The following is a 21,642-nucleotide window of genomic DNA, read 5'->3' as shown; positions in this document are numbered from 1 at the left end:
TTAAGGTTGAGGTATACCTGAAACAAGTTAAATAACTTGATAGGAAATATTTTTTTACACCAACTACTTATTTTATTACACAAACCGTCTTATTAGGTAGTGATAAAATAAAAAAGCTTTCTCTTTTGAGGAAAGCTTTCTAAATATCTATTTTTCTATTTATTCTTTAACATCTCAACTTTCTCTTTCTCACTTGCCAACAACCTTTCATAAAGTTCTTTGTTCGCATTAAGCGATTTAATTAATTCATCAAGCGGATTAAATGTACAGTTGTAATTATTGATGTTATTTGTGCCTTGATTGTTCGAACTGGTTACGGCTTGTCTATTTTAAAAGTGCATGAGGCATGGTTTGAGTTTTTTTTGAATGGGTTAAGAGGGGAGTATGCGTTTTTGTGATGGTAAAGGGGACGTTCATAAATCTTTATTCATGACGAATTGAAAGGCAATGTATGGCAGCGGGTGGATTTTTTATTAGACTGACGAAGTTTAACAGCCCACAATTCCACCGAAACTTCGTAAGTCGAGTAGCCAACTTGCGAAGTCTTAAAAGACCAGTGCGCAGCAAGACTTCGCCAGTTTCTATATGCATCCAAAACTCTACTAAATAGATTGCTTCCCCGAAAGGTCGGGGCAGTCTGTCGTTCCTCCTTGCAAAGACGATTTTTTGAGTGGATTCCTCTATGGCTGAATTGTCATGCTGACCTGTAGCGCAGCGGAAAGCTACGTAGTAAATTCAGTTTAGTAGCTATTTAGATAAGATCCTGAAACAAGTTCAGGAGGACGATTCATTGCAAAGGACGACAAGTGTTATCGTCGTCATTGCTGAACTAAAAGGCAGCGTGTGGCAAAAGTGAATTGTTTTTTATTAGACTGACGAAGTTTCCCCAATCCACAATTCCACCGAAACTTCGTAAGTCGAGTAGCCAACTTGCGAAGTCTCAAAGGCCAGTGCGTAGCAGGACTTCGACAGTTTCTATATGCATCCAAAACTCTACTAAATAGATTGCTTCCCCGAAAGGTCGGGGCGGGCTGTCGTTCCTTCTCGCAATGACGAATTTTCGAGTGGATTCCTACAGGAGGACGATTCTTCGCAAAGACGATTAGATAAATCCCCTTGCAATATTATTTTACACTCTTAGCAATACTTAACTTATTTTCCTGAATGCCCTTCACCACTAAACCTGCAATTTGTTTTGCACCTACCGGACTTAAATGCGTATCATCTTTCTTCCCATTAGGGTAATTTACATTTCCTGAATCCACATGCATAAATAATTTGATTGATCCTTCATCACCTAAATTATTTAATAGCTGTTCTGTTTTGGCAAGCATATCAATCAAGGGCACTTTCAAGGAATCGGCCACCTGCCGGGTTACACCAGGGTAACCACCATGGCTATCTTTCAAAATTCCATTCTTAAAACTTCTTCTGGAAATCGGCGTAAGCAAAACAGGAATGGCCTTTTTACTTCTGGCTTCGTTCACATAATTCACCAGGTTGATTTTAAAATCAGCTAATGAAACTCCAACAGTTGGCTTATCAACTTTTTCATCATTATGTCCAAATTCAATCAAAACATAATCACCAGGTTTTAGATTTTCCAGAATGGGTTGCCAATGATTTTCTGCCCGGAAGGATTTGGTACTCCTGCCGTTCAATGCCTTATTTTCCACTTTAACATCGCTGTTAAAAAACGATTGTAATTCCATTCCCCACCCTGTTTCCGGATAAGCTTTAGCCTGCTTGTTGGCTGCGGTAGAATCACCAATGATATAAAGTGTTGTTTGTTTTTGAATGATGGCAAATCCACTGAAAATTATCAGACTGGTTGCGACAAAAAGGACAAAGAATTTTGTTTTCATGTGCTAGTTTTTAATGGTAGGATTCCAGTGATCTGTGCCGCTGAGTATATTTTTAACAGAATAATTTCGTGCTTCCTGATTAGATAATTGCTTGCTCCAGCTTATCCTCGTAGCTGGAGATGCACCATCACCTACACTTTTATACTCTGCGTAAAAAGTATTTTTCTCTTTATCAGGAAACATTTTATCGCCCTTCCAGGGGTTCCATCCTTCGGGAAGAATGTGTTTGCCTAACTCACATCGAATGAAGACGGTTTTGGCAAAGGGCCGCCATGGTCTGCCCAGGTAAACTTTATTAACCGATTGATCAGCTATAAGTTTACAGTCAAAAAACACAAAGCCAAATTGTTGATTTTTAGAAGTGGCGGCTGCCGTAACAAATGAATCACTTAAACTTTTTACCTCACAATTCTGAAATATCGCGGTGGCCTGCCCGAAAATAAAATCTGTTGTACCTTCTATATAACAGTTCACGTAATACTGTCTGCTTTTTTCTGTGGCGGCATATAGGGTATCCTGATTACCTAAAAATTTGCAGTTTCTGGCAACAAAACGATCGCCTTCTACATGAAGTGCCACCGCCTGTCCCACTCGCCCTGAAGAATTGATAATGGTGAGATTTTCTAAAATGCAATCATTGCCCTGCACTAAAACAGAATAGGAGGTATAAGTGCTCATTTTTTCATTACTAAAAGCATCTTTGTTCGGGTTTATCTTTCCAGAATAATCATTAAATGTGATGATTGTTTTTTCGCTGTTTTCTCCAATAATACTGATATTGGTTTTCCAGGAAGGAATAATTAGTTTCTCCTGATAAGTCCCGTTTTTCACAAAAATTTTAACTTCTTTTTCGCCTAAATCGCGAACTGAATTTACCGCATCCTGAATGGTTTTGTAATTGCCGCTTCCATCTTTTGAAACGGTTATTTCGGCAGGATACTTAGGGTCTTGTGCTTGGGCCTGTAGAAAAAACAGAGCCAGTAGAAACAGTGCGGTAAATCTAAAAGATATGATTTGAAGCATTTACTAAAGGTGAGATTTAAGATTTAAAGATCAATAAAAAAGGGCAGAATAAATCCTGCCCTTTTATAAAATTGAGAGGTTTTAATATGTCCATCTTGGGTCACCAATCGAACTGCCTGTATTGCCGGCTGTTCTAAGTGTAGAATTAGCCGAAAGGGTAAAGTCAGTTGTAGTGGCAGACCAACCTAAGTTTTGGGTTTGATTGCTGGTTAATGTTGCTGTTCCAAAGGTTAATGTGGTACCTCCGGTTAAAGCGCTTGACAGGTTAAAATAATTACTGTTCGAGATGCTCAATGTGCTCCCTGCCCCAGTTGACCGAATGGCAGCAGCGTTTACGGTACCCGATTTTGGTGTGTTCGCTAAAATGCTATTCAGTATGGTAAATTTAATGGGATTTGCATTGGCATCAAGCAAAATATATTTTGCATTTCCGCCGAAACCATTAAAGGTTGAGTTGCTTATGGCTACAGTTGGAACTACATCGCCAGCATAGGTTGTGCTAGCCGTTACTAAACCTGGCCCAGCATTGTAAAATGTAGATTTGGATATACCAATAGTGTTAAACTGCATTTTATTTACATGGAAAGTATAGTAAGCTGAAGAGCCATTTAATCCCATATCGTAAACGATGGTATTGTTTACTGTAATGTTGGTGATTTTAAAATCTCTGGCTGCTGTTCCACGATCTCCACGGAGAAATGCCGTGGTAGAACCATGCACAATACAATTTTCGACCACCACGTTGGTAAAAGTGGCTGCTGAACCATTTGCCGCTTGAGAGCCAATGAAGTTGATGAAATAAAGTGAGGCTCCAGCTGTACCGTCAAATTCTATTCCTGAAAGTGTAACACCTGCACCTGTACCCTCCAGATCTATTTCTTTGTAATTTACCTTTGTATCTGTTGGGTTACCAGAGGTTGACTTTATGGTAATGGTTTTCTGTGTGATGAATGAAGTGGCTGCTAAAGTGTAAGTACCGGGATTTAACCCGATGATTGCACCATTAGCTGCATTGGTAATGGCTGCGGCCAGATCATCACCAGGATTTAGTTTCACCGTATAATTAGTTGGTAAAAGCGTGGTAAAAGTAACCAGCCCTTTGCTTTTAGTCCCATCAAAAAGTTCTGCGCTGTATAAAACGCCCGCATTTATTCCGCTAATGGTTTTTATACCAGCAGCTGCATCAGCAGTGCTAAGCGATGTGGTTACTGCAGCACCGGTGGCTGGAGTAAGTACAATTGAACTTAAACCTACTGTTGGTTTAAAACGAAGTGTGATATTGGTTTCTTTGATGTCGTTATCCCTTACGGCCAGAAACAATTGTGTGCCGCTCAACTGAAACACACTGCTTCTTACATATTTAGATTCAGGTTGATCTGCTGTAGCATTGGCCTTAACCCTGGCATAATATTTTGTCCGCACCGGAATATTATCTTCTGTAACCGTTACGCCTGCAGTATCTGATGTTGCGGAGTATTTAATGGTTGCAAAAGTAGAATCGGTAGAGAAATCTATGCTGTATTTTAAGGTTTTACCGGTTGCCATCAATGGTACAGTCCAGGTTAATTTAGCCTGAGTTTCTCCTGAGGTAATTTTAACTTCGCTGGGTTTAAATAACCTGGCAGGCTCATCAGGCTGATCTTCCGATTTTTTACAGGCATTTAGTGCAATAATCATTAAAACAAGCATTGCCACTTTGCTGCTGATCTGAGATATCATTTTTTTCATTATTGATGTTTCTAAACGTTAATAACCAAAGTTTTGTACCATGCTGGTGTTTTCGATCAAAGCAGTTTTCGGATAAGGGAAAAGCTCTTTTTTATTGGCTTCGAAATAAAAGGCTATGCCTGTTGAAGTACTGGTAATTGAATTGTCTTCTGATACAGATTTTCTCCAGTTTTTGGTTGTGTATCCTGTTGGTGCTGAAGCAACACCCAATCCAGGTGAAGCAAAAACATTGTTGGGCGTGCCGCCAAACAAATCTAAAGTGGCTACCTCATTTACGCTGGTGCCTAAAAGGTAATTTCCTTCCTTGGCATAAATATAATCTGGAACTCCTGCATAAGCGCCTGTTCCGGCAATTAATGCCCTTATTTTTGCACGTGTTTCTTCGAATTTACTACCCAATAAATTCCATCTGATCAGGTCATATTTTCTAATCGCCTCACCACCAAATTCCAATAAACGCTCTTTAACCAATGCATTGAAAAAATCAGTTTTAGCAGTTGGCGTAACAGGGATTTGTGTTTCAAAACCCAGGTAGGCTCTTTTCTGAACTTCCTGCAGGGCACTTACTGCGGTTGCTGATGGTGCGCCATTAATTTCATTATCTGCTTCGGCGTACATCAACAACACATCTGCAAAGCGGATTAAAGGCCAGTTAATACTAAAGTTTTGTGCTGCCGAAGAACCGTTATAGGATGTCCACGATTTGCGGAATTTTCCATCCGTCATGTTAAAAAGTGTATTGATGATCTTTTTTGAGGTGGCTGTAATTTCGAACACACCAATGGTTACATCTCTGCGGCAATCTTTGGTTACATCGAAATCATAAAAATATGTTGGAATGGCGTTCATCCCGCCACCACCTGTGCCATATGTAGAAGCTGCATTGAAGCGGATGCCATTGTAATAACCCAATTTACTATCGGTTGTGGCATTACTGCCAAAAGCGGCCACTTCAAACATCAGTTCATGAGCATCATCCAGGCGGGTTCCGTGTAAGGTTTTAAACACATTTTCATAACTTGGATTTAAGCTATGTTCAGATCTGTTATTCATAATATCCAGACACTCATCAAATGCAATTTTGTAGTAAGTTAAGTAATCGCTGCTGCGCGTCATCTGGTTGCGTTTCAGGTAGTATCCGCCACGTGCCAGTGCTAAACGTGCCCTTAATGCTTTGATAGCGCCTTTTGTAAAGCGAAAACTTCCGTATTCAGTAATACCACTTCTCCATGGCACCAGGTCTTCGGCTGTTTTTAAATCGGCAATAATTTTATCATAGGTTTGATTGCGGTCTACATTTGGGCCATAAAGTGTCTCAGCATCTGCAGAGGGTACGAAAGATACCGGCACATCTCCCCAGTTGCGAATCAGTTCATGTAAGAATTGCGCCCTTAATGTTAAAGCTTCGCCTAAATAGCGTTTCATTATGGTTTTATCAGCTTCTGATCCATCGTTATAAAGTTTGGAAGCCGGAATGTATTTGATGCAAATGTTGGCACGTTCTACGCCTTGATAGAGTTGTAAAAACGGATTGGTGAGATCTGTATTATCAGAACTTGCGCCATACATACTAATTCCACGGCGATCAGAAGAACTGTAACTGCCTGAAGTTCTAAAATCATCAGCTGTTACGCCAAACAAGGTAGAAATCCGGTTGCCATAACCATTATCACCACAAAGCCTGTTATACACCCCAATTATGGCTGCATTCGTGTTGGCTGTGTTTTCAAAAACCACATCTGGAGACGATGTAGATGGCGATTGCACATCTAAATATTTTTTACAAGAAGTATTAACGCAAACTGCTGCAATCGTCATGACCATTAAAGCAGATTTTATAAATTTATTGTTCATTTTTCTTTAATGTTATGATTAAAATACCATGTTAATACCTGCAAGAATGTATCTGCTACGTGGATATGCAGCGTAATCTATTCCTGGTGTTAGTGGGTTTGAACGGCGGGTATTTGCTTCCGGATCGTAACCGGTATAACCAGTAATTGTATATAAATTGTTAACTGTTCCGTAAACCCTTAGTTTAGAAATGAAACCGGTTCTTTTCATTAATTTCTGTGGTAAAGTATAGCCTAGTGTAACGTTGCTGATTCTTAGAAATGAACCACTTTCTATAGCATAGGAAGTAAGTGCGTAATTACCAGTTGTTGGGGTCCACATAGTGGTATTGGCATTCATGGCCGTTAATAGATTTGGATCGGTAACTTTCACGCCATTTTCATCAAAATTCTGCCAGCGATCATTCATCACAGAAAGTAAATTATTGTCTTTTACATTATATTGTGAAGTAAATTCAATCTTATTGGCATTATAGACTTTACTTCCATAACTGAAGTTGACAAAAACCGTCATGTCAAAGTTTTTATAGGCAAACTGGTTATTAAAACCTCCTGTAAACTTTGGCTGCGAATTTCCTAAAACGGTTCTGTCATCATCACCAATCATCATGCTGGTTGATGAAGAAAGTTTTTTGACTTTCATATCACCTGGCTGCGGATCACGACTTCCTAAAAGTACCCTGCTGTTGGCAACTGTTGGCTTTAAAGTGTAAGTATAGGCTCCTGTTGTTGCATTTTGTACGTAAGTAAAATCATCTACAGTATATCGTCCATCTGAAATAAAGCCGTAGAATTGTCCAACTGGCTGACCAACTTCAACTTTAAAATCGCCCAGGCTATTTACCCAGCCAGATTGAGTGATGTATGAGTTTACGCCATTTTGCAGTTCAACAATTTTATTGCTGTTAAAGGAAATGTTAAAACTTGTGGTGTAATTAAAATTCTGTGTTTTTACGGCCTGATAATTTAATTGTAATTCAAAACCTTTGTTTTGCGTTTTACCTACATTTTGTTGTTGAGTGGCATAACCTGTAGTTTGTGGAACATTGGCATTTAAGAGCAGGTTTTTAGTCCGGTTGTCGTAATAATCCAGGTTGAGGGAGAGCCTGTTTTTGAAAAGGTCGATGTCAATTCCTAAGTTTTTAGATAGATTGGTCTCCCAGGTAATGTTCGGATTGGATAAAATATTACCTGTGGCCGTGCCAGAAATCAAACCAGGCGTAACCACATTATCTCTGTCGGCATAACCGCCGGTGGTAGAGCTGGTGTAAAATAAGGTTCTGAATAAATCCTGACCAATGCGGTTGTTTCCGGCAGCACCATAACTCATCCTTACTTTAAAGTTTTCTAACCAGTCAAGATCCAGGTCTTTAATAAATTTTTCTTCGGTTACTCTCCAGGCTACCTGAGCTGATGGGAAATAACCCCATTGCTTACCTTCAGCAAATAAGGAAGAAGCATCTGTTCTGAAGTTTACAGTGGCTAAATATTTGTTTTTGAAAGCGTAGGAAAGCCTGCTGAATAAAGAGAACTGCCTGGTTCCTGAAATTAAAGAAGTAGGCCTGTCTTGTACTGTATTTGGCGGAACTGCACTTTTAAAGGCATCTTCTGCAGAAATATCTATCGGGAAAAATTTAGTAGTGGTAGACCTGGAATCAATGTCGATCATGTTAATTTCCTGTCCAACCAAAATATCTAAACTGTGGTTTTTGCCTAAATCTGGTTTATAAGAAAGGGTATTGGTATTGATGAAAGACTTTTGAGATACGGTATCCAGCTGAATGGCTGGTAAGCCAGCGCTGTTTCTGGCCACATTACTCACCGGACCATTAAAAGTATTAGTATGTCTGCTCACCCTGTTGTAACCCACGGTACTTTTAAAAGTCAGGTTTTTTAAGATGGAATATTGTGCGTAAGCACTGCTGATTAAATCATTTCTGTAATCATATTTTAATTCTTGATTGGCTAGCGTAATGGGATTTGATAAACCTGTTGTCAGGTAATCGGCATCAAATAAATCTCCACTGTCACTTCCGCCAGAATAGGGTTGATACCGAACCGAGTTTCTTAAGCGATTTGTACCTTGCGATCCGGTTGATGTTGTACCAATACCATCAACACGCTGACGGCTATAACGTGCATTGATCCCAACCCTTAACTTGTCTGTAAATTTGTGATCCAAGCGAACAGATGCAAAGGTTCTTGTAAAACCAGAGTTAAGCATAATGCCATCTTCATCTGTATTATTAACTGAAACATTATAAGTTGTTTTTTTAGAACCGCCAGAGAGATTTAAAACTTCAGTATGGCTAAAAGCTTGTCTGCCAAAAACTTTATCTTGCCAGTCGATATTCTGAATATTTTTATAGATATCTAAATCCTCAAAAGTACCATAGCGTTTTGTAAAACTGTCCTTAACATCCTGCGCAGTATTGTTATTGTAAAGTTCGTATTGGTATTTAACAAACTCATATGGGTTCATTACATCAAGTTTATTTACAATTTGTCTCGAACCGGCATAAGCATCAAAGGAGATAATCGGTTTGCCGGGTTTACCACTTTTTGTCGTGATGATGACTACCCCGTTCGCACCTCTGCTACCATAAATGGAAGTGGATGCCACATCTTTTAATACATCTATGGATTGAATCTCGTTTGGGGATAAGATGGATAAGGCATTTTCTACCTGAATTCCATCAACGATGTACAATGGTGAGTTATCGCCTGTTAACGAACTCCCGCCACGAACTTTAATCACCACTTCCGCACCTGGGCTACCTTCTGTTGTGGTTACCGAAACACCGGCCAGCTTTCCTGCCAATGCCTGCGCTGCAGTACTCACTGGGAATTGTTCAATATCTTTTCCTGAAACAGAAGAAACAGCACCTGTTAAGGCTTCTTTTCTTACTGAACCATAACCAATATTTACCGTAACTTCCTGTAAATTATTGGCATCTTCTTCTAATGTAATGTCTAGTTTACTTTGATCTCCGAGTGTAACTACACGAGTTTTATAACCAACATAGGCAAAAGTAATGACTGCGCCTTTGCCTGAAACGGCCACTTTATAACCGCCGTTAGCATCTGTGCTTACGCCAGATTTAGAATCTTTTACGGTTACACTTACGCCAACTAAAGCCTGCCCGTCAGCTTTATCTTTTACGGTTCCTGTAAGCTGTCTGTTTTGCGCCTGAACTGCAGTGAATCCAAAAAAAGTGAGAAATGATAAAAAGAGTAAAACTCTGCTCATAATGATGAATTAAATTAAATACTTGGTTTAAGTTTTAGGTGGACATATGCCGGGAGAAGAAAATTCTATTTCGGAATGTTTTGGTTTGTTAATATTTGGTTACGTTGATGGAAACAATTTTACAAACTTAAAATGGATTGAAACCAGATTTAACAAAAAAAGTGTGCAATCGTTCCCAAAAACGTTTATATGACGTTTATTAATTGCGGTTTCAAAGTCCCGAACAGAGATATTTTTTGTAACTTGTACGCATCACGAAAAATGAGATTTGAAACTTCTACCATAAAAGATATTGCCAAGGCTTTAGGATTATCTACTTCTACGGTATCCAGGGCCTTGAGAGATCGTTACGAAATTAGCGAAGAAACTAAAAAACTGGTTTTAGCCTATGCCGAAAAGGTTAATTACCGTGCAAATCCAATTGCCCGTAGTTTAAAAGAGCGTAGAAGTTATTCCATCGGGATTATTGTAAGCGAAATTGCCAATAACTTTTTCTCGCAGGTGATTAATGGTATTGAATCAATTGCATATGATAGGGATTACCATGTCATTATTTCGCAAAGCCATGAATCTTATAAACAGGAAAAACTGAATGTAGAGCACCTGGCATCACGTTCCATTGATGGTTTACTGATCGCACTTTCTTCTGAAACACAGGATATTGAATATTTACGCAGTTTATATGCCAAAGGCTTACCAATCGTATTTTTTGATCGTGTTCCTGAAAATTTTGAAACACATAAAGTCATTGCGAATAATTTTAAAGGTGCATTTGATGCTACAGAGCATCTGATTTTATCAGGTAAAAGAACTATAGCACATTTAACAAACTCCGAAAATCTTTCCATCACCAAAGAGAGGCTAAAAGGATATCAGGCTGCACTGGCTAAATATAATATTGAATTTAAAACAGAACTGGTAAAATATTGCCAGCACGGCGGCATGCACAGCATCGAACTCGAAGATGCTGTGAAAGAACTTTTGCCGCTTAATCCGGATGGTATTTTTATTTCCAGCGATCGGCTGACTACGGGTTGTATTATGGCGATGAAAAAGACCAACCCAGGTGTTGCACATAAAATCGCGATTGCAGGATTTACCAATTCCAATTTGGTTGAACTCTTTTCCCCTTCACTAACTTCTGTAAAACAGCCTGCATTTGAAATGGGACAGGTGGCAACAGAATTGCTGATCTCTATGATTGAGGCCAAAAGACCGGTTACTGAATTTGAAGTGAGGGTTTTAGATACCGAGCTGGTTAAAATGCAAAAGACTTTAGGAAACAGGTTTTTGTAGATGGCTGGGCTGCTAAGGATCGGGTTATTTTTTAAATAATGCTTAATGCTATTCAGCCACTGCCATACACTTTCCGCCTATCGTTAAACGCCATACGCTATTCGCCTAACTCCAAACTAATACTTACATTTGCCGAATGGTAGAAATCGTATTAAAAAAGGGAAAAGAGAAAGCGGCATTGCAAAGACATCCATGGGTATTTTCCGGAGCATTGGAGAAAGTAAAAGGTAAACCTGAGGATGGTGATGTAGTTAAAGTTTTCGCCTTTGATAACGAATTTCTGGCTTATGGTTATTACAACAGCAACTCTCGTGTGGCTGTTCGTTTACTGGAGTGGGATGAAACCCAAACCATTGATCAAAACTGGTATGAGAACAGATTAACCCAAGCCATTGCCTCCCGTCAGTTTATCTTGAATGAAGGTACCAATACCTGCCGTTTGGTATTCAGCGAGGCTGATTTTCTACCCGGCCTAATTGTGGATCAATATGCCAACTTCCTTTCTCTACAAATTTTAAGTTCTGGCATTGAAAAGGTGAAAACAATCATTGTCGATATCTTAAGATCGGCTCTGCAACCAAAAGGAATTTTTGATAAAAGTGACGCTACTGCCAGAACTCACGAAGGTTTGCCGATTGAAAATGGATTGCTTTGGGGCGAAAATCCACCAGAATTATTAGAAGTAAAAGAAAATGGAATTACCTACAATATCAATATTGCTGAAGGTCAGAAATCTGGCTTTTATTGCGATCAGCGTGATAACCGGAGTATTTTAGCCAGTTATACCAAAGGTAAAAAAGTGTTGGATTGTTTCAGCTACAGTGGCGGCTTCAGCTTAAATAGCTTAGCTCATGGTGCTGCAAGCATTACCACTGTAGATAGCTCTGGTTTAGCGGTAGAAACATTGAAACAGAATGTAGCCTTAAATCAGTTTGATTCGGCAAAGGTTAATGCCATTCAATCTGATGTAAATAAACAGTTGCGTATTTTTAAGGATACCGGAGAAAAGTTTGATGTGATTGTACTTGATCCACCAAAATATGCACCCTCTCGCTCTGCCTTAGATCGTGCTGCAAGGGCGTATAAAGATTTAAATCGTTTGGGCATGTTGCTTTTAGAAAAGGGGGGATTACTCGCTACTTTTTCTTGCTCGGGTGCCGTTGATATTGAAACCTTTAAACAAATTATTGCCTGGGCTGCGCTTGATGCAGGTAAGGAAGTGCAGATCATTAAACAATTCTGCCAGCCTGAAGATCATCCGGTACGGATTTCTTTCCCAGAAGGGGAGTATTTAAAGGGATTGTTATTGAGGGTGCTTTAGTAAAAAATAATCTATTAAGTCTACTTGCGAAATTCTTCAGCGCACAGGCTTTTGAAATTTCGTAAGTTAATTTTTCACCACCCAGATCTGCGTAATCTCTGTAATCTGCGGGAACAATCTTAAGAATAAATATCCTCAAAATAACTCACCACCAAAGATTTCATTAACATTTCCTGTTCCAGCATGGTATAGGGTGGAATGGCCTTGATTAATTTCCAGTGCGGCCAGCCATCCTGATCTAAGCCTTCCAGTTCATAAAAACCCATTTCACTGAGTAAACGGCAGGTGGCAATGTGCATCAGTTCTTCCTTTTGTCGCTTACTGTATTTTTTTGGCCCCTTACCCAACTCCTGCACGCCAATTAGAAAGAGCATCACTTTCAGATCAGGAAAATCGGAATCAAACTCCTGGGAGATTTTCTCCTGTAATACTTTCCATTTCGCATTAATCTCTGACGGTTTCATGTTTGCAAAGATAGTGTAAAAAGGTTTATGCGCTGGCTGAAAAGGTTGCCGGTTTAAGTCAAAACTTTAAAACAGAATTGTACTTTTACGTACAATCACAATCTATGGATACACAATCAAATCAAATCATAACGGCAGGTTTACTTGCTTATGGCATGTCGGGAAAGGTTTTCCACGCTCCATTTTTAAATGCACACGATGGATTTAAATTGAAAGCCGTGGTGGAGAGAACTAAGAAAAATGCTGTGAAAGATTATCCCAATATCTTAAGTTACAGCAGTATCGATGAGCTTTTGAATGATGGAGAAATAGAACTGGTCGTTATCAATACACCAAATAATCTTCATTACGAACACTCGAAAGCGGCTCTTCAAAAAGGGAAGCATATTTTAGTAGAAAAACCATTCACGGCAACCTCTGCACAGGCGAAAGAACTCTTTGAACTGGCAGATGAAGTGGGAAAGCAAATCTTTTTTTACCAGAATCGCCGTTGGGACAGTGATTTTACTGCTGTTAAAAAAGTGCTCGCCAGTGGTAAACTGGGTAAGCTGAATGAAATACATCTGCGTTATGACCGTTATAGGAATGTAATCGGACCAAAAGCTTTTAAAGAACAAGCGATTGAAGCCAGTGGATTGCTTTACGATTTGGGACCACACCTGCTTGATCAGGTCATCAGCATTTTTGGTAAACCTGAAAGCTATTTTAAAACGCTGGGTAAAAACAGAAAAGATACAGCAGTTGATGATTTTTTTACCATACAGCTTAATTACAAGGATAGCGTTCATGTGTTTGTTACTTCTAGTATGTTGGTGGTGAATCCGCAGGCTGCATTCGTATTGCACGGTGTAAATGGCAGTTTCATTAAAGAAAGAGCTGATGTACAGGAAGAACAATTGCTGGCCGGACAAAAACTAACTGATGCTGGTTATGGTATTGAGCCTGATGGAAAACAAGGTTTACTCACTACGATCGATGAAAATGGTGATAAAACTGAAGAAATTATTCCATCAGAGGTTGGAAGTTATCTGCCGTTATTTGATGCCGTTTATCAGGCAATAGTTGCTGGTAAAACTTATCCGGTTAGCCGAGAACAAGTATTAATCCAACTAGAAATATTAGAAAGCTAAACAGGAGCAGGCAAAATTATTTAAAATCTAACCAATGGCTTAATGGCCAAAAAACACCCGTATGAATTCGTTACCCTTTGCCTATTTAATCCCCATTTTTATAATTGCACTTTATTTTATTTTGCGCAAAAAAAAACCAGCTATTGAGCCTTTAACGGATACAGACCGAAAGATTCTGGATGATTATGTGGGTTATTACCATAACCTGGACTCGACTGATAAACTTAAGTTTGAGCAAAAGGTGGCAGAATTTTTTAGTACTGTTAAAATTGAAGGCATTGGATTAGACATGACTACCTTGGATGAATTGCTAATTGCTTCCAGTGCCGTTATTCCTATCTTCGGGTTTACGGACTGGCAGTATAAAAACCTGAGCAGCGTGTTGTTGTATCCGGATACTTTTAATAAAGATTTTCAGTTTGAAGGTGGCGAACGAAACATTGCGGGGATGGTTGGAACGGGTTATATGAATGGACAGATGATTTTATCACGTTCTGCGCTTCGTCATGATTTTTCAAAAAGTGCCGGAAAAGAAAATACAGCCATTCATGAGTTTGTACATCTTTTAGATAAATCTGATGGTGCTACTGATGGTGTTCCGGAAAATTTGATGGCGCATGAATATACCTTGCCCTGGATCAAAATGATGCATGAGGAAATGGAAAGAATTGAAGATAATAAATCAGATATCAATCCATACGCCATTACCAATGAAGCAGAATTTTTCGCTGTAGTCTCAGAATATTTTTTCGAAAAACCCGAGCTGTTGAAAGAAAAGCACCCGGATTTATACCATGCATTGAGCAGAATTTTTGCTCAACAACCTGTTTAACTTTAAGATGAAGGTGTTCAAAATATTCCCGGTTCTTGCGCTTATTCTTTTCGGCTTCACTTCAGGTGCTCAGAAAAAGTATGTATTGAAACAAAACTTCCCTATTGGAAAGAAATACGATTTTACGTTAATTTCTGATCAGGTGATTAACCAGCAAATGTCCGGGCACAGAACTAGCCTGAGCCAGAATATTGGCACAGAATATCTCTTCGATATACGAAATGGTGATGGACAGGAGAAAAATATCGAAGTGACTTATAAGCGTATCTTCATGAAATCTAAAGGAATGGGAAACCAGATGGAAATGGATTCTGAAGATGCTGACACTACAAAGGAAAACTCATTTCGTGGATTAAAGGATGCTACGTTTAACATGGTGATGTTGCCGAATGGCACTTTAAAATCTGTAACTGGCGTGGAGCAAATGGTCAGCACGATGGTTGAAAGGATGAAGGCAGATTCTTTAATGAAGATTAATATAAAAGCCAGTTTAAGTCAGCAGTTTAATGCTGAGGGCATGAAGCACACTTTGGAATCTTCTCTTAAAATTTATCCGGATCATCCTGTTAAAATAGGCGAGAGCTGGACAGTGGATACTAAAATGCAATTGACCATGCCTGTAGAAACCATTACGAAATATACACTTACAGAAGTAAAGGATAATATTGCGTTTCTAAAAATAAATGGAACCTTACTTTCAAAAGGCAGTTTTCAAAGCATGGGCAATAAAATCGATACGGATTTAACCGGAACCAATATTGGAGATGCGGAGCTTGATATTACAACCGGACTGATCCTTAAAAGTCATTTGCGGATGGAATTAACAGGTAAGATGCAAACAGGCGGTCAGAATATTGATTTTGAATTGCAGGGAATTAATAAAATTGTGGGTAAAGAACAAATAAGCCTTACAGGTTTTTAAAACCTATAATTAGGCTTTGGCGCAAAAGCCTAATTGAAAAATCGTCATTGCGAGGCGGCTTTTTCAGCCAACGAAGCAATCTTTATTGTAGAAATCTGACAAGGTCTTTTTAATTAAATCGTCATGCTGACCTGTAGCGCAGCGGAAAGCTACGCAGTAAATCCAGTTCAGCACCTATCTAGATTAGATCCTGAAACAAGTTCAGGAGGACGACTCTTCATAAAGACGATTCAGGGCAAGTATTCTTTAACCGAACCGTCATGCTGAATTTAGTTCAGCACCTATTTAGATTAGATCCTGAACCAAGTTCAGAAAGACGATTCTTGCACATGAAAACTGGCGAAGTCTTGCTGCGCACTGGCCTTCGAGACTTCGCAAGTTAGACTAACCGACTTACGAAGTTTCAAAGGAGAATGTGGTGGCAAACTATGTCAGTCTAATTGCGATAGATTGCTTCGCTCCAACGCTAACCACTAACTTTCAAGTAATTAAGGATTTATCACTAGCAGTTTTTATTTTAACGGGCGCTTCATGTAAAACTGTTTTACGTATCTGGCTGGCGCATCAATCTTCGTTGAATCTGAAAAATTTCCCATTGCTTCAATAACCTTAATTTTATCAAGAGCAATAGTTGAACTGCCTTTATCTGTAATGAATAAACTATCAATGTAATACTTATTCCCGTCGACTTCGTCACCTGAAATGTTAATATCAGATTTTCCGGATAATATAAGTGCCAGTGATTTGTATGAGGAAGAAGTACTTCTAAACTCAATATCCTTCATGTTGAGCTTCAATTCATCCACTTCATTATGGCTTAGAGAGAAGTTATTTACCTGTTGGCCGCTTACATTTAATTGTGAAATCTTAGTTTTTTGACCAAATGAGACACTGTATACATTCTTTAAATCGAGGTCAAGCTGTTTGGCTTTGGCATTAAGATCTAATTGCATCGCATTTACAACAGCAAGCCTATTAAATTTTGGCGCAAAAATGACCAGGTTTAAAGCATATTTATCATCATCCTCATCTGCTTTTCTGGAAATATTTAAACTTCCCATAGCATCAACAATGGCATTATAATATTGGTCACCATCCTCAGAAATTTTATATCCATATGTTGGATTTTCTACCAATGTTATATTCAAAATGGCCTTGTCTGAACCAGTGATATTTATTTGATTAAAAGCCTGATCGATTTTATGTAATACGAATGCGGGTGTTTTAGCGTCAAACCGTTCTAAGCCCTGATTATTTTTAACGGCTTCACTAATTGGGATGTAGTTTGCTTTGATGTAGATCGCAATCCCTACAATAGGAACAATAATCAGCATTGCTGCAAGAGCAATTAATAATTTATTACTTGTTTTCATATTTCTAGGCGTTAAAATTCTCTTTAATAAAATTTTCATATTTACGTTGAAGCTCATCAAAGCTGATGTTTAGCAAGTAAATATTTCTGAATAAAACGGGCAATTCATCGGCTATAAAATGTGTTTTTCTAAAATCTTTTACCTGATCTACAGCCTTTTCAGCAACGAAAAAACCTATCCCCCTTTTATTGCTAATAATGTTTTTGGTTTGAAGTAAATCGTATGTACGCATAATGGTGTTCGGGTTTACTTCCAGTTCAACTGCCATTTCCCTTACTGAGGGTATTTTTTCTTCGGCCTTCCATTTTTCCAGCAAAATATGTTCACACACATAATCCGCAATCTGTAGGTATATTGCCTTGTTATCTCTAAATTCCATATCTATACCTGTTTATGTTAAGCTTCTTTTTCTTTGAGGCGAATGTAGGTGATGAACCATAAAGCCACGGTAATGGTGGCGCTCACCAAAAATATCCAGAGGAGCACATTTTTTTCATTAAAATGAATATTAATCTGGGTCATATTCCTGGTAAGCAAATCACAGGTTTTATAAATAAGGTAACCAACTGCGTAGGTGAAAATGATCACAGAAACGGCCGTTTTAATGTAATGAAAGCGGTTAAAATAAATAGAACCTAAAAGAAAAATGCTCGTAATTAAGAATGGAAATGCAAAGAAAGCGCTGCAATATTTTAGGTATTTTTTATCGCTAATCACCTGATCAAACAAGCAATCTACTGCTTTTATCGGCGTTTTAAGAGTTTCAGCTGATTTAAATGTATTCAGGTTTGCATTGAGGTATTTCACAAATCCCAGATCAATCAAGTAGAAAACCAGTAAATAGCCAAGTACCGTTACCATAACGGTATAGAAAATGCTGACTATGAATTTTTCAAAGGTCGAAGCCGGAATCATTAATTCGTGCATCACCCTTGATTTCTGACCTAAATTTGTAAAATAGGTACTGGAAGTGATACTGATAAAAAGAAAACCCAAAATCAGAAACAGGCCATATCTGAAACGCATATCTAAATTGCCTTCGTGATCAAAAATATTATGATCAGTAGAAGAGGGGGTAAAATAAGAATAGAAGGCAAAAATAATTCCGGCCAGTACAATCACCGTTCCCAGATAAATTTTGCCAAAATCCATCCACTGCCTTTTTACCAGTAATCCGAACCGGTTTAAGTTGAATAAGTTACTCATGAGTGCTTAATTAAAATAAGGTTTAAATTTTGTTTTTTCGGTTAGGATGGCATTAAACAAGAGTTCCAAATCCAGTTTGCTTTCTTCTTGATGATAGTTAGGCATCACAGCATAATATCCGGAAAGTGATGGCTCAGCATAAATAATAGAGTCGTCAACTGCCTTAACTTTCTTGAAGGTTAGCTTTTCAGTGATTTCATCTACAGATGCTTGCAAAGCAATGTCGTTTTCATCAAGCATGATTACGCTATCAATTAAGTTATCTAAATCTCTTACCTGGTGCGTGGAAATAATAATGCAGCATTCATCTGTTAAAGCCGAAGCCATTATTTTCCTGAACTGCGCTTTTGAAGGAATATCCAGGCCATTGGTTGGTTCATCCATAATGATCAGTTTAGCTTGTGTGGCCAATGCAAAAGCAATGATTACTTTTTTCTTTTGTCCATAACTCATGTTAATGAGCTTCTGACTCACCGGAATATCAAATTCCTGAATCAGATTTGTAAAATAGTCATGGTTGAATTTTTTATAGAATGGGGCATTGGCCTTAACGTAAGCATCAATTTTAACGGCAGGCAGATAAAACTCTTCCGGAATAAAGCAAATCTGCTCAAGCATGGCGGGTTGCCTTTTAGCTGGGTCGAAACCAAATACATCTAGCGTGCCTTGCTGGGCATAAACTAAACCCGCCAGATTTTTAAGCAAACTGGATTTGCCGGCACCGTTTTTCCCAAGTAAACCGTAAATATGGCCAGCATCTAACTGGAAACTGATGTTTTTGAATAACGGTTGGTTCTTACCATATCCAAAATGAAGATTGTTAACTTTTATCATGTCTACTGTATTAGTTAAATAGTACACTAATGTATGATTGATTTTTGATATCTCCAAATCTTTTATTTTTTCACCCTCAACTTTTTATAACATGTTTGTAAAATGTGGGTTAACTGCCTTTTATATTAAAACATCATCGGTGTGGAGATTGTATCTTTATGAGTAGTCTGATCAATAATAGATACAAGAGAAGCTTTCTATTAAGCAGAGATTTCAAACTATTATAGAACAGTTACGCAATTGATCAAACTATAAAAAAAACGATAATGGAATATAGAAAAATAGGAAATTCAGATTTAGAACTTTCAGTAATAACCTTCGGCGCATGGGCTGCTGGTGGCTGGATGTGGGGAAGTACAGACCGGAACGATGCAATAAATGCCATCAAGGCTTCTTACGATTTAGGTGTAACATCAATCGATACTGCCCCAATTTATGGACAAGGAGATAGTGAACAAATTGTTGGCGATGCCATTAAAGGAATCTCCAGAGACAAGCTTCAGATTGTAACCAAATTTGGTATGCGCTGGGATTTAGCTAAAGGTGATTTTGGTTTTAAAAGTAAGAACAACGATGGTAAAGACATTGATATTTATAAATACGCTGGTAAAGAAAGTGTAATATATGAATGCGAGCAATCTTTAAAACGCCTGGGAACTGATTATATTGATTTATACCAGATCCATTGGCCGGATATTACCACACCAATTAGTGAGACTTTTGAAGCAGTAAGCAAACTTATTGAGCAAGGAAAGGTACGTTATGCAGGGGTTTGCAATTATAATGCAGCACAGTTGGCAGAGGCCGATCAAACTTTAGAAATTATATCCAACCAGATTCCATTTAGCATGATTAACCGTGGGGTAGAAGATGAAACGGTTCCTTACTGCATTGAAAAGAACAAATCTGTTTTGGCTTATAGTCCGATGGAACGTGGTTTGCTTACCGGAAAGATCACACCTGAGTATCAGTTTGAAGAAGGCGACCACCGGAAAGATGTTAAATTTTTTACACCTGAGAATATTAAAAAGACAAATGCCTTTTTAGCTAAAATTAAGCCTTTGGCCGATGAAAAAAATGCTTCGCTTTCTCAGTTGGTTTTAAGGTGGACGGTAGAACGCCCAGGGATAACCATCGCATTGGTAGGTGCCAGAAATGCTAAACAATCCGTTCAAAATGCTGAAGCCATCAACGTGAAATTATCTGCGGATGAAATTGAGATGATCAATACAGAATTGAAGAACGCTGGTTTTTAACTTAATCAACGCAAAGAAATTGAAGCGAAAATTTACAGTTCTTTGCGGCAAAATGTAACTTAGTTATGTCAAAATTATTTTCTCCTTTAACTTTAAAGGATGTAACCTTAAAAAATAGAATTGTTGTTTCTCCTATGTGCCAGTATTCGGCAGTTGATGGTTTTGCCAACGATTGGCATTTGGTGCATTTGGGAAGTCGTGCTGTAGGTGGTGCAGGTCTGATTATTCAGGAAGCCTCAGCTGTAACTCCTGAAGGCAGAATTACACACGCGGATTTAGGTATCTGGAAGGATGAACATGTAGAAAAATTAAAGCAAATTGTTTCTTTCATCCATGAAAATGGTGCAATTGCCGGGATCCAGTTGGCACATGCCGGCCGGAAGGCGAGTTGCGATTTGCCGTGGAATGGTGGAGAACAACTTTCTGAAGGAGAAAATAGCTGGAAAACAGTCGGACCTTCTCCCATTCCGTTTAAACCTGATCAGCAAACTCTACCGCATGAATTAAGCATTCCTGAAATTCAGGAAATTGTTTTTGCTTTTCGTGCTGCTGCAAAACGTGCACTTGATGCCGGATACAAGGTTGTTGAAATTCATGCAGCACATGGTTACCTGTTGCATCAGTTTTTGAGCCCGTTAAGTAATCAGCGGACAGATATATATGGTGGCAGCTTTGAAAACCGGATTCGTTTGGTTATTGATGTGGTAGAAGCCGTGCAATCTGTATGGCCGGATAATTTGCCTTTATTTGTTCGGATATCTGCAACAGACTGGACCGAAAATGGTTGGGATGAGAATGACTCTGTTCAGTTATCTGCAGTCCTTAAAGATCGGGGTGTAGATTTAATCGATACCTCTTCCGGTGGCAATGTACCGGATGCTGTCATTCCTGCCGGACCAAATTATCAAGTACCTTATGCTGATCAGATCAGAAATAAAATTGGCATTTACACCGGTGCTGTGGGTGTAATTGTAGATGCCAATCAGGCAGAAGAAATTTTACAGGAAGGCAAAGCTGATTTAATTTTCATTGCCAGAGAATCGCTTCGTGATGCTTATTTTCCAACTCATGCTGCCCAGATTCTGGGTGATGATGTGGAATGGCCGAATCAATATGTGCGGGCCAAAAGGGAAACTTTTAAAAAGTAAGTTTCATCTAAATCAAAGAAATCGTGATTGCCAGGTGGCTTCTTTAACCACAGAAGCAATCTCTCTTGCTAAATAGATTGCTTCGTACCTCAGCAATGGCGAGTATACATAAAAAAGAAAGCCGCAAACTCACCGAATTTA

General features: G+C 38.7%; 17 protein-coding genes. 7 read left to right on the top strand and 10 right to left on the bottom strand.

Annotated elements, in window-relative coordinates; translation table 11 throughout:
* Nucleotides 1–1,124: 1,124 nt before the first annotated feature.
* The 5 genes from EV200_RS20550 to EV200_RS20530 all read right to left on the bottom strand — a co-directional run bounded on the left by EV200_RS20550 (nucleotide 1,125) and on the right by EV200_RS20530 (nucleotide 9,719).
* Nucleotides 1,125–1,865: a rhamnogalacturonan acetylesterase gene (locus EV200_RS20550; RefSeq protein WP_132536133.1), complete on the bottom strand. Its 741-nt coding sequence runs from the start codon at nucleotides 1,863–1,865 to the stop codon at nucleotides 1,125–1,127.
* Nucleotides 1,866–1,868: 3 nt separating this feature from the next.
* Nucleotides 1,869–2,888, bottom strand: coding sequence for a pectinesterase family protein (locus EV200_RS20545; protein WP_132536131.1), 1,020 nt, complete (start codon nucleotides 2,886–2,888; stop codon nucleotides 1,869–1,871).
* Between the two features lie 81 nt (nucleotides 2,889–2,969).
* Entirely contained in the window at nucleotides 2,970–4,616 is a 1,647-nt protein-coding gene (locus EV200_RS20540) for a DUF4957 domain-containing protein (protein WP_132536129.1), read from the bottom strand.
* Nucleotides 4,617–4,634: 18 nt separating this feature from the next.
* On the bottom strand, nucleotides 4,635–6,470 hold the full coding sequence (locus tag EV200_RS20535) for a RagB/SusD family nutrient uptake outer membrane protein (protein WP_132536127.1): 1,836 nt from the start codon (nucleotides 6,468–6,470) through the stop codon (nucleotides 4,635–4,637).
* A gap of 18 nt (nucleotides 6,471–6,488) precedes the next feature.
* Nucleotides 6,489–9,719, bottom strand: coding sequence for a SusC/RagA family TonB-linked outer membrane protein (locus tag EV200_RS20530; protein WP_132536125.1), 3,231 nt, complete (start codon nucleotides 9,717–9,719; stop codon nucleotides 6,489–6,491).
* 261 nt (nucleotides 9,720–9,980) lie between these two features.
* Between EV200_RS20530 and EV200_RS20525 the strand changes: the two genes are divergently transcribed.
* Both EV200_RS20525 and EV200_RS20520 read left to right on the top strand, forming a co-directional pair.
* The gene (locus EV200_RS20525) at nucleotides 9,981–11,015 is read left to right on the top strand and encodes a LacI family DNA-binding transcriptional regulator (protein WP_132536123.1); all 1,035 of its coding nucleotides are present in this window, start codon (nucleotides 9,981–9,983) and stop codon (nucleotides 11,013–11,015) included.
* Nucleotides 11,016–11,151: 136 nt separating this feature from the next.
* Nucleotides 11,152–12,336 (top strand): class I SAM-dependent rRNA methyltransferase, encoded by a 1,185-nt coding sequence (locus EV200_RS20520; protein ID WP_132536121.1) that lies wholly within the window; start codon nucleotides 11,152–11,154, stop codon nucleotides 12,334–12,336.
* A 119-nt stretch (nucleotides 12,337–12,455) separates the two neighbouring features.
* On the opposite strand, the gene EV200_RS20515 is transcribed toward EV200_RS20520, so the two are convergent.
* Nucleotides 12,456–12,800 (bottom strand): hypothetical protein, encoded by a 345-nt coding sequence (locus EV200_RS20515; RefSeq protein ID WP_132536119.1) that lies wholly within the window; start codon nucleotides 12,798–12,800, stop codon nucleotides 12,456–12,458.
* A gap of 104 nt (nucleotides 12,801–12,904) precedes the next feature.
* Here EV200_RS20515 and EV200_RS20510 point away from each other — a divergent pair, with 104 nt between their 5' ends.
* From EV200_RS20510 to EV200_RS20500, 3 genes are all read left to right on the top strand, one after another.
* Entirely contained in the window at nucleotides 12,905–13,930 is a 1,026-nt protein-coding gene (locus EV200_RS20510) for a Gfo/Idh/MocA family oxidoreductase (protein ID WP_132536117.1), read from the top strand.
* Nucleotides 13,931–13,991: 61 nt separating this feature from the next.
* Nucleotides 13,992–14,762 carry a M90 family metallopeptidase gene (locus EV200_RS20505; protein ID WP_132536115.1) on the top strand — a complete coding sequence of 257 codons (771 nt, stop codon included), beginning with the start codon at nucleotides 13,992–13,994 and terminating at the stop codon, nucleotides 14,760–14,762.
* A 13-nt stretch (nucleotides 14,763–14,775) separates the two neighbouring features.
* Nucleotides 14,776–15,684, top strand: a complete 909-nt coding sequence (locus tag EV200_RS20500) for a DUF6263 family protein (protein WP_132536113.1) — start codon at nucleotides 14,776–14,778, stop codon at nucleotides 15,682–15,684.
* A gap of 512 nt (nucleotides 15,685–16,196) precedes the next feature.
* On the opposite strand, the gene EV200_RS20495 is transcribed toward EV200_RS20500, so the two are convergent.
* From EV200_RS20495 to EV200_RS20480, 4 genes are read right to left on the bottom strand one after another with little or no spacing between them, the layout of a single operon-like run.
* Nucleotides 16,197–17,057: a hypothetical protein gene (locus EV200_RS20495; RefSeq protein WP_132536111.1), complete on the bottom strand. Its 861-nt coding sequence runs from the start codon at nucleotides 17,055–17,057 to the stop codon at nucleotides 16,197–16,199.
* Nucleotides 17,058–17,061: 4 nt separating this feature from the next.
* The gene (locus EV200_RS20490; RefSeq protein ID WP_029282335.1) at nucleotides 17,062–17,436 is read right to left on the bottom strand and encodes a GntR family transcriptional regulator; all 375 of its coding nucleotides are present in this window, start codon (nucleotides 17,434–17,436) and stop codon (nucleotides 17,062–17,064) included.
* 17 nt (nucleotides 17,437–17,453) lie between these two features.
* On the bottom strand, nucleotides 17,454–18,263 hold the full coding sequence (locus EV200_RS20485) for a hypothetical protein (RefSeq protein WP_132536109.1): 810 nt from the start codon (nucleotides 18,261–18,263) through the stop codon (nucleotides 17,454–17,456).
* A gap of 6 nt (nucleotides 18,264–18,269) precedes the next feature.
* Complete coding sequence (locus EV200_RS20480; RefSeq protein ID WP_132536107.1) at nucleotides 18,270–19,097, bottom strand: ABC transporter ATP-binding protein; 828 nt, start codon at nucleotides 19,095–19,097, stop codon at nucleotides 18,270–18,272.
* 266 nt (nucleotides 19,098–19,363) lie between these two features.
* Between EV200_RS20480 and EV200_RS20475 the strand changes: the two genes are divergently transcribed.
* Nucleotides 19,364–20,353 (top strand): aldo/keto reductase, encoded by a 990-nt coding sequence (locus EV200_RS20475; protein WP_132536105.1) that lies wholly within the window; start codon nucleotides 19,364–19,366, stop codon nucleotides 20,351–20,353.
* Between the two features lie 65 nt (nucleotides 20,354–20,418).
* Nucleotides 20,419–21,501, top strand: coding sequence for an NADPH dehydrogenase NamA (gene namA, locus EV200_RS20470; protein WP_132536103.1), 1,083 nt, complete (start codon nucleotides 20,419–20,421; stop codon nucleotides 21,499–21,501).
* Nucleotides 21,502–21,642: the final 141 nt, after the last annotated feature.

Origin of the sequence: Pedobacter psychrotolerans (genome assembly GCF_004340665.1) — a bacterium.
GTDB lineage: Bacteria > Bacteroidota > Bacteroidia > Sphingobacteriales > Sphingobacteriaceae > Pedobacter > Pedobacter psychrotolerans.
This window is presented reverse-complemented; position numbering and strand designations above follow the sequence as displayed.